We start from the raw sequence: 17,471 nt of genomic DNA, 5'->3' as shown, positions 1-17,471 counted from the left end.
CGGGCCGCTGTTTGCATGAGGTCGCGGCGGCGCCGGACCGGAGGATGCGCCGCCCGCGGAGAGGAACCTGATGGCAACGATTGTCCTGATCCATGGGCTCTGGGTGACCCCGCGCAGCTGGGAGGAGTGGATCCCGTACTACGAGGCCAAGGGCCACACGGTGATCGCGCCGGCGTATCCCGGTTTCGAGGTGGAGGTCGAGGCGCTGCGGGCCGATCCCATCCCGATCGCCGAGGTCACCGTCCCGGAGACCGTCGCGCACCTCGAGAAGATCATCACCGCGTTGCCGGAGAAGCCGATCCTGATCGGGCACTCGTTCGGCGGCACCCTGACCCAGCTGCTGCTGGACCGCGGGCACGGCGCGGCCGGCGTGGTGATCGACTCGGCGCCGCCGGAGGGCATCCGGGTCACCCCGCCGTCGCAGATCAAGTCGCTGTTCCCGATCCTGAACAACCCGGCGAAGCGGCATCAGGCGGCCGGGTTCACCGCGGAGCAGTGGCACTACGCGTTCACCAACACGCTGTCCGAGGAGGACTCGCGGGCCACCTACGACCGGTACGCGATCGCCGCGCCGGGCAGCTGGGTCTGGGCGTACGGGCTGATCGCCAACTTCAAGCCCGGCAAGCAGGAGACCTGGGTCGACTACCACAACGCCGACCGGGCGCCGCTGCTGTTCATCGCCGGCGGCGCGGACCACATCATGCCGCCGTCGGTGAACAAGTCGAACGCCAGTCACTACAAGGCGCCCGGCACGGTCACCGAGTACCACGAGTTCCCCGGCCGGTCGCACTGGACCTGCGGCGAGCCGGGCTGGGAGCAGGTCGCCGACCACGCGCTCGAGTGGGCGCTCCGGCACGCCTAGGGCGCCAGGGCCCCGGCGAGCTGGGCTCGCCGGGTCACCCCCAGCTTCGGGTAGATCCGGTAGAGATGCGATCCGACCGTACGGTGTGACAGGAACAGCCGTTCGGCGATCTGCCGGTTCGTCAGGCCCTCCGCGGCCAGGGTGGCGATCTGCAGTTCCTGCGGCGACAGCTGTTCGCGGGCCGACGACACCCGCAGCCCGCTGTTCTCGCCGGCCGCCCGCAACTCGGACCGGGCCGCCTCGGCCCACGGCACGGCACCCAGCGCGTCGAACGTGTCACGGGCCGCGCGCAGCAGGTCGCGGGCCTGCGCGGTCCGGTAGCGGCGGCGTTCCCGGCGGCCCAGGTGCAGTTGAAGCCGGGCCCGGTACACCGGCCAGCGGGCCAGTTCCCCGGAGAACGGGTCGGCGTCGTCGAGCACCGCGGCCGCGTACTCGGCGGCCACCAGCAGGATCGGCGCCCGGACCGTGGCGGCCAGCTCCGGCAGCCCGGCGATCAGGTCCCGGGCCTCGTCCACCCGCTGGGCGCCGAACGCCGCGTCCAGCAGGTCCGGCACCAGCCACCACCGCATGTAGCGGTGGTACGTGGGATCCGCCGGGTCGAAGGTTCGGGTCAGTACGGCGTACGCCTCCTGGTTCTCCCCACGGAACAGATGGAGCAGCCCGCGTGCCTGCGCCCCCGCCACCTGGATGTAGCGCATGCCCGCGCCCAGCGGGCTGGCCGTGACCTCGTCGAGCAGGCGCGCCGCCCCGGGCAGATCGCCGCGCAGTGCGGCGATCGCGGCCAGAGTGGTCCGCGCCGCCACCGTGTAGAACGCCTCACCGGTGTCGTGCGCCAGGGCCCGCGCCTCGGTCAGTTCGGCGTGCGCCTGATCCCACTGCCCGGTCCACAGCCGTCCCCAGTTGCTGCTGGCCAGCAGCCGGGCCAGGACTCCGAGACGGCCCTGCGCGCGGGCGTCGGCCACCGCCACGTCGAGCCACGCCGAACTGCGCACGAAGTCGCCCAGCACCAGCGCGGCGCTGCCGAGGAAGCGCAGCGTGTCCGGTTCTGATCCGTTCGCGGCCCGCTGTGAGCGCTCCAGGACCTCGGCGCCGCGCTCCTCGGGCACGGTGTAGGCCAGGACCGCCAAGGCCAGCGGGTCGTCACCGTCGGCGTCGACGAGCGACGCGATCCGGGAGCGCGCCTCGGCGGTGTCCGTGCCGGTGGCCTGGAAGAAGCAGCGTGACGCGGCCCGCCACAGCAGCTGCCGGCTGACCTGCGTGCTGCCCGCCTGTTGCGCGGCCACCGCGAAGTCGGTCAGCTCGCGGACCCGCTGCGCCGGATCCCGGAACTGCGGATACCGCACCACCTCGAGAACGCTGGCCAGCCGGCCCTGCTCGACCGGGCCGAGCGCGGACAGGTCACTGGTCGCGAGCAGGTCCTCCACCTCGTGCCGGGCGCCGACCTCGCTGGCCAGTTCCGCGGCCCGCAGCACCAGGGAGGTCGGCCGGTCGGTGAGTTCGCCGGCCCGGCGCAGCGCGGCCACCGCCGACATCGTCGCGCCGCGCTTGAGGGCCCGCTCGGCGAGGTGTTCCAGGTCGCCGGCGAGGTCCTCGTCCGGGCCGAGCGCCGCCGACGCCAGATGCCACAACCGCCGGTCCGGGAAGTCGGCGAGCTGCCCGGCCAGGCAGCGATGGGCGTCCAGCCGGGCCGGCAGCGGGGCACGCTGGTAGACCGCGGACCGCATCAGCGGATGCCGGAACCGCAACGACGGACCGGCCGCCTCGATCAGGCCGGCGTCGATCGCCCGCTGCGCATCCCGCAGCGTGACCGGCACGCCTGCGGCTTCGCCCGCCGCGATGAGCAGCCGCCGCAGGTCGCACGCGGCATCAGCAGCCAGGGTCAGCAGAAGAGCATTCACTCGTACGCCTAAGTCGCTCGCCCGGGCGGCAAAGGCTGCTTCCAGCCGGTTGTTGAGCGGCAGTGCCACGCTGGGCGGTCCGGCGGCGGCACCCACCGCCGCACTGCGGGGCAGCTCTACCAGCGCGAGCGGGTTCCCGGCCGCCTCGGTCAGGAACCGGTCGCGGACCGCCGGGGACAACTGCGGCGCGTGCGTGTCCAGCAGGGCGGCCGCGTCGGCGCCGGCCAGCCGGCCGAGCTCCAGGTCGGGCAGTCCGGAACGGCGTTGCGGATCGTCCAGGGCCACGGTCCGGGTGGCGCCGACGGCCAGCACCGCATCGCTGCCGACCCGCCGGCCGACGAAGGCGAGCACGTCGCCGCTGGCGGTGTCCAGCCAGTGCAGGTCGTCGATGACCAGGACCAGCGGGCGTTCGGCGGCCACGTCGACGATCACTTCGAGGACGGCGAGCGCGACCGCGTACAGATCCGGTTGCCCCGGCTCCAGGCCGAACGCGGCCCGCAAGGCCGCACGATGCACCGGCGGCAGGCCGTCGATCGCCGCCGAGACCGGATGCAGCAGCTGATGCAGAGCGGCGTACGGCAGCCGCGACTCACTCTCCACCCCGGCAGCCGTCAGCACCCGCATGCCACGCTGCTCAGCGGTCCGCACGAGCGCGCCCAGCAGCGCCGTCTTGCCGATCCCCGGCTCACCGCGGATGACCAGGGCGCCACCCCGCTCGGCCGCCGCCTGACCGAGCAGCCGGTCCAGCAGAGCCAGCTCGCCCTGCCGGCCGAACAACGCTTCCCTCGCTTGCACCAGTGCATCTTGCCATCGGGTTACCGCACTTCCGGGCGGCAGTCGTTCGACTCAAGCGGTGATCCGTGACGCTCTCCGAGGCTGGTGGTCGTGACCGCACCACTCTTCGCCACGCTGCTCCGCACCCACCGGCAGGCCGCCCGGATGACCCAGCATGAACTCGCCGGCGCGTCCGGCGTCAGCGTCCGCGCGATCAGCGACATGGAACGCGGGCACAGCGCGGCGCCCCAGCACCGTACGCTCGACGCGCTCGCCGCCGCCCTCAACCTCGACGCCGCCCAGCGGTCCCGGCTCGCCCACGCCGTCCGCGCCTCCCGCGACCTCACCAGCGGCGCCGGCGCGCTACCCCGCGACCTGCGTGACTTCACCGGCCGGCACGACGAGCTCGCCCTGCTGGCGGACGCCTGCCGTCCCGGCACGGTGACGGTCGTGCACGGCCCACCCGGCGTCGGCAAGACGGCGCTCGCGGTGCACGCCGCCGGCCGGTTCGACGGCGCGGTGTGCTTTGTGGACGGCCGCGCCGACGTCCGGGACCGGCTCCTCCGCATCGGCGATGCGGGCCGCTTACTGATCCTCGACGACCTGCCCGACGAGGCGCTGCCGCCGTTGCCCTGGGGCGACCGGGCAATCATGATCACCAGCCGGTGGCCGCTGCGCCGGCTGGGCCCGGTGCAGCGGCTGCGGCTGCGGCCGTTCCCGCTCGAGGACGCGGTCCGCCTGCTGGCCACCATCACCGGCGCCGACCCGCGCGACCCGGCCACCCGGGCGGTCGCCGCCTACTGCGAGCACCTGCCGCTGGCATTGCGCGTCGCCGGGAACCGCCTCGCCACCCGCCCCGGCTGGACCATGCCCGACCTGGCGGCCCGGCTGGCCGACGAGAACCGCCGGCTGTCCGTGCTGACGGCCGGCGACCTCTCCGTCGAGCGCGTGTACGCCGACGCGTACCTCCGCCTCTCCCCGGAAGCCCGCCGCGCCTACCTGGACCTCGCCGACCTCGGCCTGCTCACCGGCCTGGCCCACCTCGCCGCCAACCGCCTGCGCGGCCTCCCCGCAGCTCTCGACCGATCGGATTGAACAGTCTCCTGCCGGCCGCACCGGTCCGACCTCACCCGCGCGGAGACCAGAGACGTCATCTGGCCGGCGTGGACGCCGGGCGCTGAGGCCGCGGACACGCCGCTGAACCTCGCCAGGGAGCATTGGAGTGGGCTCGCCGACCGGCTGCGGGACTCCGCCAACCGGACGGTGGAGACCGAGTCGGATCTCTACCTGCCCTGCGGGGTGGACACGGTCGCCGGTCTGCGCCGCGCGATCATCAGCCTCGCAGGTCGCGGCGATCGGCGAGTTCTACAAGGTGCGGCAGCGCAGCTACTACGCCTCGACTGGGGGAGTGCTTCTCGCCGCCCTCGGCATCGCCTTCGTGATCGCGGCGCTGTTGTCCACGCGTCCGTGACGGGTGGGCCCGGCACTGCGAACAGTGCCGGGCCCGAAGGGCGTCAGGCTGCGGGGCGGTAGCCGGCGGGGCGGCTGGTGAACGTGCCCCGGCCGTGGGTGCGGCTGCGCAGCCGTGTTGCGTACCCGAACAGTTCGGCCAGCGGGACTATGGCCGTGACTGCGCGTACCCCCGAATCGGTCACCTGGCCGCGCCGTGCGGCCAGATCGCCGAGGACCGCGCCGAGCGCGTCCGTGGGGGCGCTCACCGTGACCTCGGCTACCGGCTCGAGCAGCTCGAGCGTGGCTGCGCGCAGCGCGGCCCGCAGACCGAACCGGCCGGCCGCGCGGAACGCCATCTCCGACGAGTCCTTCACGTGCGTCTGGCCGTCGGTCAGCGTGACCCGCAGCCCGACCACCGGGTGACCGCCGAGCGGACCGTCCGCCAGCGCCTCCCGGCAGCCGGCCTCGACCGCCCGGACGTACTCGGCCGGCACCCGGCCGCCGGTCACCGTCGAGGCGAATGCGAAGCCGGTGCCGTCGAGCGGCTCGACGTCCAGGACGACGTGCGCGAACTGGCCCGCGCCACCGTCCTGTTTGACGTGCCGGTAGACCACACCCGTCACGCCGGCCACGACCGTCTCCCGGAACGCCACCTGCGGCGCCCCGGTCGTCACGGCCAGACCGGTGGCCTGGCGCAGCTTCTCCACGGCCACCTCCAGGTGCAGTTCGCCCAGACCGGAGAGCAGTACCTGACCGGTTTCGGCGTCCGTGCGTACGGTCAAGGAGGGATCCTCCTCGACCAGCGCGGCCAGCGCGCCCGGCAGGCGCTGCGCATCGGCGCGGGTGCGCGCCTCGACGGCGACCGAGACCAGCGGCTCGGCCGCCTGCGGCGCCTCCAGCAACACCGGGTGCTGCTTGGTGGAGAGGGTGGCGCCGGCCCTGGCGGCCTTCACGCCGGCGACCGCGACGATGTCGCCGGCCACCGCACGGTCGATGTCAGCGTGCCGGTCGGCCTGCACCCGCAGGATGCGGGCGATGCGTTCGGTACGCCCGGCGCCCGCGTCCCACACGGTGTCTCCCTTCGTGATCGTGCCGTCGTAGACGCGCAGGTAGGTGAGTCGTTCCCGGCGTTTGAACACCAGGGCGGCGAGGTCTCTGTCCGGATCGCCGGACGGGCCGGGGAGGTAGTCGACCACCGCGTTCAGCAGCTGTTCCACCCCGATGTCCCGGTAGGCCGAGCCGCAGAGCACGATGACGGCCTGGCCGGATCGAGTGAGATCGCGGAGCGCCGACTTGAGCGTTGAATCAGACATGTCGCCTAATTCCTCGAGTGCGCCGGCGTGCAGCTCGGCCACGGCCTCTTCCAGCTGCTGCCGCGCCCGTGCAGCTGACGGCGGAGGCTGGTCGACCAGGTCGATCACACCGGAGAAGTCGCCCTCCCGGCCCACCGGCACCTGCACCACCAGCGGCGTGACCTCGAGTTTCTCCCGGATCGAGGCGACCGCGGCGTCCAGGTCCGCGCCGGCCCGGTCGAGCTTGTTGACGAAGGCGATCCGCGGTACGCCGTACCGGTCCGCCTTGCGCCAGACCGCCTCGGACTGCGGCTCCACCCCGGCGACACCGTCGAAGACCGCGACCGCCCCGTCGAGGACGCGCAGCGAGCGCTCCACCTCGTCGGAGAAGTCGACGTGCCCCGGCGTGTCGATCAGGTTCAGCCGGTGATCGTTCCAGTCGCAGCTGACCGCTGCCGCGAAGATCGTGATGCCACGGTCGCGCTCCTGCGGATCGAAGTCGGTGACGGTGTTCCCGTCGTCCACCCGGCCGGTCTTGTAGGTGGCGCCGGTGGTGAACAGGATCCGTTCGGTGAGGGTGGTCTTGCCGGCGTCGACGTGGGCGAGGATGCCGAGATTGCGGATGCGCATTTCTTTCTGACTTTCGAGATGATCGGTCGGCGGACGGCGCCCACCCGACCCCGCTGATGAGGTCAGGCTCGTCCAGCTCCGGTGGCGCAGCCGGAGCCGGGCACACCAGACACGAGGATCAGCTCGAAACGCGACACCGGGATGACGACGGCGATGCGGTAACGCACGGCGGTGTCTCCCTCCTGGCCGCGGTGATGGGGGACAAGCTATGCCGGGCATGATCGCCCTGTCGATCGGTTTTCTCGTGCTGGTCCGGATCTGGAACTACGCCGGCCCGGCCTGGGCACAGCCCGTCACCGGGCCGGCGGCCGCGGCGTTGCTGGTCCTGCTCACCGGGGTCGCTCCCGGTCTGACTTTCGCCGGCTGGGAGTACGCGCTGGCCGGCGTCATCGCTGTCGCGGTGGGATACGGCCTCGCCGTCGTGATCCCACCCGCCCGCGGGGCACTGGCCGCCGCCGAGTTCCGGCGGCCGGCGTACACCGCTCTGGTCGCTGTCCCCCTGGCCACCGTGACCTTCGAGGAGGTGGCCTTCCGCGGGGTGCTCTGGACCCTGATCGCCCGCGACCACGGCCCGCTCTGGGCCACCGGCACAACCGCGGTGATCTTCGGTCTCTGGCATCTCTCACCCGATTCGGGTACCCGAGAAAACCTCGGAACAGTGGCGTTCACCACGCTGGCCGGGGTTGCGCTGGGTGAGCTGCGACACCTCAGCGGGGGCCTGCTGGCACCCATCGCGGTGCACTGGGCAGCCAATGGCCTGGGAGTTCTCGCCGCCACCGCGGTTCCGGGCGCTCCGCGTGAGCAGCGGCGAGGCGCCGGGCCGACCCCATAAAAGGGGAGGTGGAGCTGGAGATGCGTGGTTAGGCTCACGGCGTGCATCACGGGGGGCATGCCGTCCGTATGCGATCTTCACGCCGCGCACCGACCGTGCGCGGCCGCTTGGCGTTTCCCGCCCAGCCCTTCTCAGGAGTATCGCTGTGAGCAGTCAACCAGAGGCGGCACCGGCCAAGCTCGACGCCGCCGTTCTCAAGATCGCCGGGGTTGTGGTCCTCGGTGCGATCATGTCGATTCTCGACGTGACGGTGGTCAGCGTCGCGCTGCCCACGTTCCAGACCGAGTTCAACGCGACGTATGCGGAAGTCGCATGGACGATGACCGCCTACACTCTGGCGCTCGCCACGGTGATCCCGCTGACCGGTTGGGCGGCCGACCGGTTCGGGACGAAACGTCTCTACATGGCGGCGCTCGTCCTGTTCACCCTCGGCTCGGTGCTCTGTGCCACCGCCGACAGCATCGGCCAGCTCATCGCCTACCGGGTGCTCCAGGGCCTGGGCGGCGGCATGCTGATGCCGCTGGGTATGACGATCATGACCCGGGCCGCCGGTCCGGACCGGATCGGCCGGCTGATGGCCGTGCTCGGCATCCCGATGCTGCTCGGCCCGATCGGTGGCCCGATCCTCGGCGGCTGGCTGATCGACGTGGCCAGCTGGCACTGGATCTTCCTGATCAACCTGCCGATCGGCATCGGCGCGCTGATCTACGCGTGGGTCGTGCTGCCGAAGGACACGCCGGAGCCGTCCGAGTCGTTCGACTTCATCGGCATGCTGATGCTCTCGCCGGGTCTGGCCCTGTTCCTGTTCGGCGTCTCCTCCCTTCCGGAGGAGGGCACCATGAGCGCCACCAAGGTGTGGCTGCCGATGCTCGTGGGTGGCCTGCTGGTGATCGGGTTCGTCTTCTACTCGTTCAAGCCCCAGCACCCGCTGCTCGACCTTCGGCTGCTGCGCAACCGCAACCTGACCGTCGCGACGGTCACCCTCGCGGTGTTCACCGTCGCGTTCATGGGCGCCGGCCTGCTCTTCCCGAGCTACTTCCTGCAGATCCGCGGTGAGTCGACGCTTGACGCCGGTCTGCTGATGGCCCCGCAGGGCATCGGCGCCATGGTCACCATGCCGATCGCCGGCATCCTGGCCGACAAGATCCCGGTCGGCCGGACCGTGCCGTTCGCGCTGCTGCTCATCGCGGCCGGGTTCTTCACCTTCACCCAGGTGGGCACCGACACGTCGTACCTGCTGCTCTGCGGCTCGCTGTTCGTGATGGGCCTGGGCATGGGCGGCACCATGATGCCGATCATGACCTCGGCGCTGCGTACGCTCACCAACCACGAGGTGGCGCGCGGCTCCACCCTGCTGAACATCCTGCAGCAGATCGCCGGCTCGGTCGGCACGGCGATCATGTCGGTCATCCTGACCGACCAGCTCAACGACTCGCCGGTGATCCCCGGCGTGACCAACCCGCAGACCGGCGCGCCGGTCACCGAGGCCGGCCTGGCCATCGGCGCGGTCCAGGACCCGGCGATCGCCCAGACGGTCCCCGACCCGAGCATCCTGGAGCGCGGCCTGCAGTTCGCGGCCGACTCGTTCGCCAGCACCTTCATGGTCGGCTTCGTGCTGGTGCTGCTCACCCTGATCCCGGCGTTCTTCCTGCCGCGGAAGAAGGAGAAGTCGCACCTGCTGGACGACGACGGCTCGAAGGCGGCGCCGGTCATCCTGCACTGACCCGCTTGTTCGCGGCGACGGAGCCGGGATCCCCCGTGGATCCCGGCTCCGTCGCTGTCCGGCCTTCGGCCGGGCTGGGTCTGCGCTGTCCGGCGTCAGGCCGGGCTGGTTCGCTGCGGTGTCCTCGCCGCTGTGGTCGGTCGCTCCCGCAGTGCCCAGCGCCGGGCCAGGTAAGTCGCTCCGGCCAGCGCCGCCACGACGATCGCGACCTCGGTGAACACCACGACCGTGTCCAGGCTGTAGTCGGTCGTCCATGCGAAGCCCATCACCACCGGGGTGATCAGCAGCCCGGTCACCGCCCACAGCCAGGCGATCGTCCACGCCGTGCGCTCGATCCGGGCCAGATCGCGCAGCCGCAGCCGGACCGTGAGCACCGCGCCCACGATCACCAGGGCGGCCGGCACTCCGTAGTAGACGCCGACCGCCACCTGGACCGGCACGTCGATCGTTTGCGGGATGTCCATGACCCGGACGAAGAACGGGTACAGCGCCGCGTAGACCGCGTAACCGGCGACCGCCCCGAGGGCACCGCCGACCAGCGCCGTGCCGAACAGCCGCTGGAACTCCGCGGCGCTGCGCGTGACCCCGGCCTCGTCGGCCAGCCGCCGGGCGAAACCGGCGACGTCCGGGCCGATGAGCTGCTCCGGGCCGGCGCCCTCGGCGGCCGCCGCCTCCAGGTCGGCCCGCAGATCGGCGGCAAGCGCGGCCCGGTCGGCCGAACCCACACCGTAGGCGCGCCAGGCGCGGTCGGCGCTGCTCAGCACGCTCTCGATGGTGTCCACGGTCAACTCCTCGGTGCGAAATCGGATGCGGCGGGCTCGGATGCGGCGGGCTCGGAGGTGGCGGGGCCGGAAGCGGGCTCGGCCGCGGGACTAAAAGCGGCCCCGGAAGCGGCCCTGGAAGTGGCCCTGGAAGTGGCCTCGGTGGCGGGCGACGAGGCAGCCAGGACCGCGCCCACCCTGTCGGCGAACCGGGTCCACTGCCTCTGCCAAGCGTCCAGCCGAGTGCGGCCGGCCGAGGTCAGCGCATAAACCTTGCGCGGCGGCCCCGCCGGGCTGACCTGCTGCTCGTCAGCGACCAGGCCGAGCCGGCGCATGCGGGTCAGCAACGGATAGACCGTCCCGTAGCTGACCGCGCCGAACCCCGCCGCCTCCACCCGCCGCACCAGCTCATATCCGTGCGCCGGCTCGCCGGAGAGCAGCGCCAGCAGGCACATGTCCAGCGCCCCGCGCAGCAGCTGGGTGTGCCGCTCAGCGTCGTCCGCCTCTATCATGCCTCGCATAATACCCACCTATTAGGCGTCGCGATATACCCGGCCCACAACTAGGATCATGGATATGACCGTGCTCCTGGGTTCAGGCCGGGAGGCCGACGTCTACGCCCACAGCGAGGGCCGCGTGCTGCGCCGCTATCGCCACGGCGGCGACGCAGCCCCCGAGGCGGAGACCATGGCCTACGTCGCGCGCTTCGATTTCCCGGTGCCCGCGGTGTACGAGGTACGCGGCCCCGACCTGATCCTGGAGCACCTCCACGGCCCCACCCTGGCCACCGCCGCCCTGGCCGGCCGGCTCGAGGTGGTCGAGATCGCCGGCATCCTGGCCGGCCTGCACCGGCAGCTGCACGACGTGCCCCCTCGCGCGGGCCGCCACCCCGGCGACCGGATCCTGCACCTGGACCTGCACCCGGAGAACATCATGCTGACCGCCCGCGGCCCGGTGGTCATCGACTGGCGCAACGCCACCGAGGGCCCACCGGATCTCGACGTGGCCCTCTCCGCGCTGATCCTGGCCCAGGCCGCCACCGAGCAGGCGTACCCCATGATCGGCCCGGTGCTGACCGCCTTCCTGCGGCTGGCCGGCGGCGACCCACTGTCGATCCTGGACCGCGCCCTGGACCTGCGCTGCCGCCAGCTCGGCGTCGAACTCGCCGACCTGCAGGAGGCCGCCGCATACCTGAACCGGGTCAGCCGATCGTGACCACCCGCGCCCAGTCCGGCGGCCGCTGCGCCAGGTAGCCGGTCTTCCGGTGGACGACCGGCCGGCGGAAGAGCCCGACCACCGCACGGCACGGGGGCGCCGCCTCCGGCCACGGTGTCTGCCCGTCGGTCAGCGCCACGATCACGTCCGGGCGCGGCGTGCTCCGCAGTGACCGGGCGAAACCCTCCCGCAGATCCGTGCCACCGCCGCCGACCAGCGGAACTCCCTGCGCCCGGCACACCGGGACCGCGACGTGAGCCGCCGAGTCGCAGGAGATCACGCTCACCGCGCCGGACCGGCCACCCACCGCCCGGCCGATCGCGGCCACCTCCAGCAGGGCGCTGCCCAGTTCGGCGTCGCTGACCGAGCCGGAGGTGTCGATCACCACGCTCACCCGTGGCGGCCGCCGGCGCAGGCTCGGTAGGACCACGCCGGGCAGGCTCGACGACCGGCGGGCCGGCCGGGCGTAGCTGTAGTCGTCCCCGGCGCCCGCACCCGAGACAGCGGACCGGAGCGCCGCCCCCAACAGGTCCCGCCACGGCTGCGGCGGATGGAACACCTCGTCCGCCCACCGTTTCCAGCGGGCCGGCACCTGTCCCGGTGCCCCGTGGATGCCCTGCGCCACCCGGTAGCGGACCGCGTCCCGTTCCGCGGCGGTCAGCCCGTGCGCCCCGTCCGGCCCGAGATCCCAGCCGCGGCCCAGGCCGTCCGACCCGCTGCCGCAGTCCAGCCAGGCCCACTGCTGGGTGTGCCCGCCGAGCCGGATCCGGTCCAGGTAGTCCTCCATGAGCAGGTCGTTCTGGAGTCCCAGCGATGCCGGTTTGACGGCGTCGGCAGGCCAGGGCAGTCCTTCGCCGTACACATCGTCGTTGATCTCGCAGTCGGCCGCGATGTTCATCCGCAACCGTTCACCGGCGTCGTCGCGCCCGGTACGCGCCGCGTAGCGGTCGCCGCGCCCGTGATGGTCGCGCAGCAGATGCGACACCTCGTGCACCCACACCCCGGCGAGGTCCGGCAGCGGCATCCGCTCCACGAACCGCGGGGAGATGTAGCAGCGCCAGTGCCGGTCGACCGCCATCGTCGGCACCGAGGCCGACTCCACCGGATGCAACGCGAACAACGCCGTCGCCAGATACGGCCGCGCTCGGACCGCGTAGAGCCGGGCCGCGTACAGCTTCTCCCATTTCATCGGCCGGCCTCCGCGCGCTGGGACAGCGTGACCGCGACCCCGAGCCGGCCGATCGCCGCCGGCACCTCCCAGTCGTCCTGGCGCAGCCGGGCCAGGGTGGTCGCGGGCACCACGACGAGATCCGGTGCCCCGGTGTCCAGCGCGCGCACCAGCAGCGCCCACGCCGCGTCCCATCGGGACCGCTCCGGTTGCTTGCGGACCGCCTCGACCACGCCGTCGAGTACGGCCTGCCGCAGGTCGCCCCGCTCGGGCAGGACTGCGGACGCCGGGTCGGCCAGCAGCTGTTCCGGGTCCGGCAGGTCCAGCCGGTCCATCGCGGCCAGCAGTTCCAGGCCGGGGCCGTCGCCGACCGTGCCGCGTACGAGCAACGAAAGCGCGTCCCGGGAGGCGCCGGCCGCCGTCGCGAACGCCAGCAACCGCAACGTCATCTCCCAGCTGCGCGGCGACGGCCACGGACCACCGCGCCGGGTCTCGGTGTTCGGCAACTTGTGCACCAGCGCGGGCCGGGCGCTCAGCAGCCCGCACACCGCGCGCCGGGCCAGATCCACCGCGGCCGGCAGCTCCGCGGGGTCGAGCTGCGGCAGGGTCGCCCGCGGCCAGGTGCCACCCAGACCACGAACCACCACGTCATGGTCGTAGGCCCACTGCAGGTGCACGAACCGGTTCGCCAGCGGCGCACTCAGCTCCCACCCGTCCGCGGCCGACGCCCGCGGGTTCGCCGCGGCCACGATCCGGATGCCGGGTGGCAGCCGCAGCGCACCGACGCGACGTTCCAGAACCACTCGCAACAGCGCCGCCTGCACCGCCGGCGGTGCGGTGGAGAGCTCGTCGAGAAACAACAACCCCTTACCGGTACGCGCCAAGCGCACCGCCCAGTCCGGAGGCGCCATCGGCACACCCTGGACGGCGGGGTCGTCCCCGACCACCGGCAGCCCGGCGAAGTCGGACGGTTCGTGCACGCTCGCGATCACCGTGGTGAGTGGCAGGCCGAGGGCGTCGGCGAGCTGGTTCAGGGCGGAGGTCTTGCCGATCCCCGGCTCGCCCCAGAGCAGCACGGGCAGGTCCGCGCTGACCGCCAGGGTGAGCGCCTCCAGTTGGACATCGGGCCTCGGCTCGGTGCCGGTGGCACCGAGCAGGGCGAGCAGTTCAGCGGCAACATCGAGATTCCGGGCGCACGAAGGCATGGTCAAGTGAGATCACCTTTGGGGGTTCGTGAAGGGGCGGGTCAGCAGTGCTTCGCGTGACGCGGGCGGGTCCGGCTCCTGTGCCGCCGGGCGACCTCGTCCGGGTGGCGGGGCGGGCAGAAGCCGGTCATCCCCGCACGGAACATGCCGTGCGTGACCCGCCGGAGCGCGGCCGTCTCCAGCTCGTCCTGCAGCGCGCCGCCGCGAAGCGTCGCCGAGGAGCCGAGCAGGTCCTCGACCAGGGTCAATGCTCCGGCGAAGTCACCGTGGTCCAGCCGGGCCCGCACGTCGTCGAGAGACTCCGGGTGCCGGATGACCTGGTCGATCGCCTGGAGGCAGGGCATCGGCGGGCCGCCGAGCGCAACCAGCCACGCCTCGCGTTCCAGGTCGGCGGGATCGTGGTCGAGCGGGACGAGGGTCCCGTCCCGCAGCGCGATCCGATGCCGTGCTCCGGCACAGTGGACGGTCCGCTCGATCGGGCCACCTCGGCGCGCGGGGCGACCTGTGGTAGGCCGGATGCCGGGCGCCAGGGCGGCCGCGACCAGCGGATGCAGCCGTTCGGCCTCGACCAGCCCGGCCCGCAGCAGTTCCAGATCGGGTGGCACGTGCGTGGCCACGTCCGGCAGCAGCGGCCGGCCGGCGGCTGAGCGCGCATCGGCGTATCCGGCGTTGGTGTCGCCGGGATCGAACAGCACGCGACGGCCGTCGTCGAGCCGGATGAGCACCGCCCCGGCGGCCCCGTCGGCGTCGAGGAGCAACCGTGCCTCCTCGGCCCACCGGTGCACGGCATACCCCGGCCGGGCGGCGTCCCACAGGTCCGGGCGGGTGCGTTGCCACAGCTCACCGGCCCGGCGGGCGTCCCACAAGTCCGGGCGGGTGCGTTGCCACAGCTCACCGGCCCGGCGGGCGTCCCACAGGTGGCGGTGCAGGTCGAAGCGGAACCGCCGTCCCGGCCGGGCGTGCGGATGTCCGCCCCGCGGACCGTCCGCCCGGCTCCACAGGGCCAGGCTGATCCGCTGCCCGGCGTCCGCCCAGGCCGGCGCGGTCCGCGCGACCAGGTGCAGCGGCGCCGAGCCGGGCGGGCCGTAGCGGGCCAGGGCCACCGTCAGGCCGGGCCGCAGCAGTCCGTCCGGCGCGACCCGGGGGAAATGCCAGCGCAGCAGGTCGGGAGCGAGGTGGCGCAGGTCGGCCCGGAGCCGGGCCGAGGTCCCACTGCCATGGGTACGCGCGACATCGCGCAGATGCAGGTCGACGTCGACGCGTGCCGCAGCGCATGCACCCGCCCAATCGCCGGCCAGGCGCCGGACTGTGGCGGTTTCGATCATCGAGGGCGGCACGGCGTACTCCCGCACGCGCTGCCAGGTCAGAAGCCGGGTGTCGTTCGCGGAGCGCATCAGCACTCACCTTCGGCGAACGAGACCCCCATTCCGTACGAGGAGGTAGTCATCGCGGGCAGAGTACCGCCGGACGCAAGATCTTGGCCAGTAACATTGACAGATTCGGATCTTTGGATTGCGGTGGGAGGCAACATCCTTCGACGCCGCAGGAGGTTCGATGTCGTCCGGACGCCGCTGGTCGGCCACCGTCACCACCGCAGTCCTGACCGCCGCACTGCTCACCGTCCCGTTCGCCACGCCCGCCACCGCTCAGGGCGAGGCCGCAGCGCCGATCGCGCTGACCGCCGGGGAACGGGCCCTGATCCGATTCCAGCTCCCGAACGAGGCGGCCTTCGACCGCCTGCTCGCCCGGGGCGCCGACGTGGCGGCCCGTCCACGGCTCACCCAGGGCGCCGTCCTCGCCGATGTGGTGGTCGACGACCGGGAACTCGCCGCGCTCACCGCGGAAGGGGCGAAGCCGGTCCAGCTCATCCAGCAGGAGTCCACCGCGGCCCGCAGCCGCGCCGCCGCGCGGACCATGGCCGCCGACACGTTGCAGTTCCTTCAGGCGTACTGGTGGACCAGCAACGGGCGCACGTTCCTGCAAACCCAGGTCGCCACCACGGCGACCGACGACCCGGACGTGGAGATCACCGTCACGTGGACCACCGCGGACGGCGCCACCGGGACGTATCCGCTGGTCCGCTTCGAGGACGCGGACGAATACCAGTACCACTACGCGCTGCCGCAGCCGCTTCCCGGCAAGCCGGTCTCGGTCCGGGCCACGTCCAGCCTCGGCGGCCAGTCCCGGGCGATCGCCCCGTCGGCCTGGCCCGGCAGCACCCCGCCGCAGACGCCGAGCGGGTATCAGAAGGACTTCATCGACGCGTACATGACGCCGACCGACATCGCCGCACGGATCAAGCGGCTGGCCCGGCAGTACCCCAAGCTCGTCGATGTCATCAACCTGCCGAACAAGACCCAGGGCTATCGGCGTACGGCCGTCGCGTACGTCGGTGATCCGGCCACCGCGGCCATCGTCGTGGAGTCGGTGAAGTTCGGCGACCAGGGCATGAACGGCGTCCAGGTGCGTACGGTGAATCCCGCCGCTGCGAACCGTCCGCTGTCCGCCACGTACCGGGACCGGGTCTTGACCGTGCGGTTGGCCACCGATGCCGCAGGCGCGGTGATCAGCACGACCGACCAGGTGGCCGCGTTCATCGCGGCCCGTTACCCGCAGCGCTTCCGGGCCTTCGTCGAGCAGGGCTCGGCGGGCCTGATCATGCCGGTCGCCGGGCCGGCCCGCCTGGACGACGGCCTGGCCGGCGCCGAGGTGCCGAAGAAGCCGTGGACCGTGCAGGCGCTGCGGATCGGCTCGGTGCGCGACGGCTCGAAGCCGGGTGTGCTCGCCTACTCGCAGGAGCACGCGCGGGAGTGGGCGACGCCGCTGGTGACGCTGGAGTTCGCGGAGCGGCTGCTGGCCAACTACGCGACCGATCCGGCCACGAAGTCGCTGGTCGACGGCACCGACGTGTTCATCATCCCGATGGTGAACCCGGACGGCGCGAACTACTCGTTCAACGACTTCAACTTCCAGCGCAAGAACCTGGTCAACCACTGCACCGGCGCGGCCCGGGATCCGGTCAACCGCAACTCGTGGGGCGTCGACGTGAACCGCAACTACGCGGTCGGCTCCTACTTCGACGGTTACGTCGGCGGCAGCCCGAACTGCCTGTCCGGCACGTACGCGGGCACCGCCGAGCTCTCCGAGAACGAGAGCCGCAACGTGATCGCGCTCGCGTCGGCTCATTCCAACATCAAGTTCTCGATGAACGTGCACAGCTACGGCGGCTACTTCATGTGGTCGCCGGGCGCCTACAAGGTGCCCGGGCGGATCACGCTGCCCCGGCCGTCGATCGACGAGTCGAAGTTCTTCCTGGACAGCGCCCGTCGCATCGTCGGCGCGATCAGCACCGAGCGGGGCACGGTCACCTGGCCGGCGTACACCGGCCCGGTCGCCGACGTGCTCTACTCGGCGGCCGGCAACTCGGCCGACCACCTCTACTACGACCTGGGCATCACCGCCTGGAACTTCGAGGTCGGCAACGATCGCTGGAACGAGGCCACCCAGCAGTGGGAGGGCGTCGGTTTCCAGCCGCCGTTCGACGAGGCGCACGCCGAGTCCCAGGAGTACGCGAGCGGCCTGATGGAACTGGCCCGGATCGCCAAGGAGGGCGGTACCGACCTGCGATGACCGCAAGCGGGGTGCCGGACAGCCCCGGC

Annotated in this window: 13 protein-coding genes; 6 read left to right on the top strand and 7 right to left on the bottom strand. The window is 72.3% G+C overall.

Annotation, left to right across the window (positions count from 1 at the left end):
* Window positions 1-70 precede the first annotated feature (70 nt).
* Complete coding sequence (locus OHA21_RS25690; protein ID WP_328477899.1) at window positions 71-862, top strand: alpha/beta hydrolase; 792 nt, start codon at window positions 71-73, stop codon at window positions 860-862.
* Here the strand turns inward: OHA21_RS25690 and OHA21_RS25685 are convergent.
* On the bottom strand, window positions 859-3,555 hold the full coding sequence (locus OHA21_RS25685) for an ATP-binding protein (RefSeq protein WP_328477897.1): 2,697 nt from the start codon (window positions 3,553-3,555) through the stop codon (window positions 859-861). The two genes, OHA21_RS25690 and OHA21_RS25685, sit on opposite strands and share 4 nt — an antisense overlap.
* A gap of 90 nt (window positions 3,556-3,645) precedes the next feature.
* Between OHA21_RS25685 and OHA21_RS25680 the strand changes: the two genes are divergently transcribed.
* Complete coding sequence (locus OHA21_RS25680; RefSeq protein ID WP_328477895.1) at window positions 3,646-4,629, top strand: helix-turn-helix domain-containing protein; 984 nt, start codon at window positions 3,646-3,648, stop codon at window positions 4,627-4,629.
* A 419-nt stretch (window positions 4,630-5,048) separates the two neighbouring features.
* Here the strand turns inward: OHA21_RS25680 and OHA21_RS25675 are convergent, their stop codons facing one another.
* A complete protein-coding gene (locus OHA21_RS25675) occupies window positions 5,049-6,908 on the bottom strand; it encodes an elongation factor G (RefSeq protein ID WP_328477893.1) in 1,860 nt (619 codons plus the stop codon).
* Between the two features lie 208 nt (window positions 6,909-7,116).
* Between OHA21_RS25675 and OHA21_RS25670 the strand changes: the two genes are divergently transcribed.
* Both OHA21_RS25670 and OHA21_RS25665 read left to right on the top strand, forming a co-directional pair.
* Window positions 7,117-7,740 carry a CPBP family intramembrane glutamic endopeptidase gene (locus tag OHA21_RS25670; RefSeq protein ID WP_328477891.1) on the top strand — a complete coding sequence of 208 codons (624 nt, stop codon included), beginning with the start codon at window positions 7,117-7,119 and terminating at the stop codon, window positions 7,738-7,740.
* Between the two features lie 145 nt (window positions 7,741-7,885).
* Complete coding sequence (locus OHA21_RS25665) at window positions 7,886-9,463, top strand: DHA2 family efflux MFS transporter permease subunit (RefSeq protein WP_328477889.1); 1,578 nt, start codon at window positions 7,886-7,888, stop codon at window positions 9,461-9,463.
* A 95-nt stretch (window positions 9,464-9,558) separates the two neighbouring features.
* Here the strand turns inward: OHA21_RS25665 and OHA21_RS25660 are convergent, their stop codons facing one another.
* Both OHA21_RS25660 and OHA21_RS25655 read right to left on the bottom strand, forming a co-directional pair.
* A complete protein-coding gene (locus tag OHA21_RS25660; protein WP_328477887.1) occupies window positions 9,559-10,245 on the bottom strand; it encodes a hypothetical protein in 687 nt (228 codons plus the stop codon).
* A gap of 2 nt (window positions 10,246-10,247) precedes the next feature.
* A complete protein-coding gene (locus tag OHA21_RS25655) occupies window positions 10,248-10,736 on the bottom strand; it encodes a PadR family transcriptional regulator (RefSeq protein ID WP_328477885.1) in 489 nt (162 codons plus the stop codon).
* Between the two features lie 64 nt (window positions 10,737-10,800).
* Here OHA21_RS25655 and OHA21_RS25650 point away from each other — a divergent pair, with 64 nt between their 5' ends.
* Window positions 10,801-11,439, top strand: a complete 639-nt coding sequence (locus OHA21_RS25650) for a phosphotransferase (RefSeq protein WP_328477883.1) — start codon at window positions 10,801-10,803, stop codon at window positions 11,437-11,439.
* Here the strand turns inward: OHA21_RS25650 and OHA21_RS25645 are convergent.
* Genes OHA21_RS25645 through OHA21_RS25635 form a run of 3 tightly spaced genes read right to left on the bottom strand, consistent with a single transcriptional unit; the run spans window position 11,426 to window position 15,206 of the window.
* Window positions 11,426-12,628: a vWA domain-containing protein gene (locus tag OHA21_RS25645; RefSeq protein WP_328477881.1), complete on the bottom strand. Its 1,203-nt coding sequence runs from the start codon at window positions 12,626-12,628 to the stop codon at window positions 11,426-11,428. The two genes, OHA21_RS25650 and OHA21_RS25645, sit on opposite strands and share 14 nt — an antisense overlap.
* Window positions 12,625-13,812 carry an AAA family ATPase gene (locus OHA21_RS25640; protein ID WP_328478533.1) on the bottom strand — a complete coding sequence of 396 codons (1,188 nt, stop codon included), beginning with the start codon at window positions 13,810-13,812 and terminating at the stop codon, window positions 12,625-12,627. Before OHA21_RS25640 ends, OHA21_RS25645 begins: the two co-directional genes overlap by 4 nt.
* A 41-nt stretch (window positions 13,813-13,853) precedes the next feature.
* Window positions 13,854-15,206: a hypothetical protein gene (locus OHA21_RS25635; protein ID WP_328477879.1), complete on the bottom strand. Its 1,353-nt coding sequence runs from the start codon at window positions 15,204-15,206 to the stop codon at window positions 13,854-13,856.
* A 160-nt stretch (window positions 15,207-15,366) separates the two neighbouring features.
* On the opposite strand from OHA21_RS25635, the gene OHA21_RS25630 reads away from it, so the two are divergent.
* Window positions 15,367-17,442 (top strand): M14 family zinc carboxypeptidase, encoded by a 2,076-nt coding sequence (locus OHA21_RS25630; protein ID WP_328477877.1) that lies wholly within the window; start codon window positions 15,367-15,369, stop codon window positions 17,440-17,442.
* The last annotated feature ends 29 nt before the right edge of the window (window positions 17,443-17,471 follow it).

It is taken from the genome of Actinoplanes sp. NBC_00393 (assembly GCF_036053395.1).
Taxonomy (GTDB): Bacteria; Actinomycetota; Actinomycetes; order Mycobacteriales; family Micromonosporaceae; genus Actinoplanes.
Note: the sequence above shows the minus strand (reverse complement) of the source record. Positions and strands in the feature narration are given on the sequence as shown.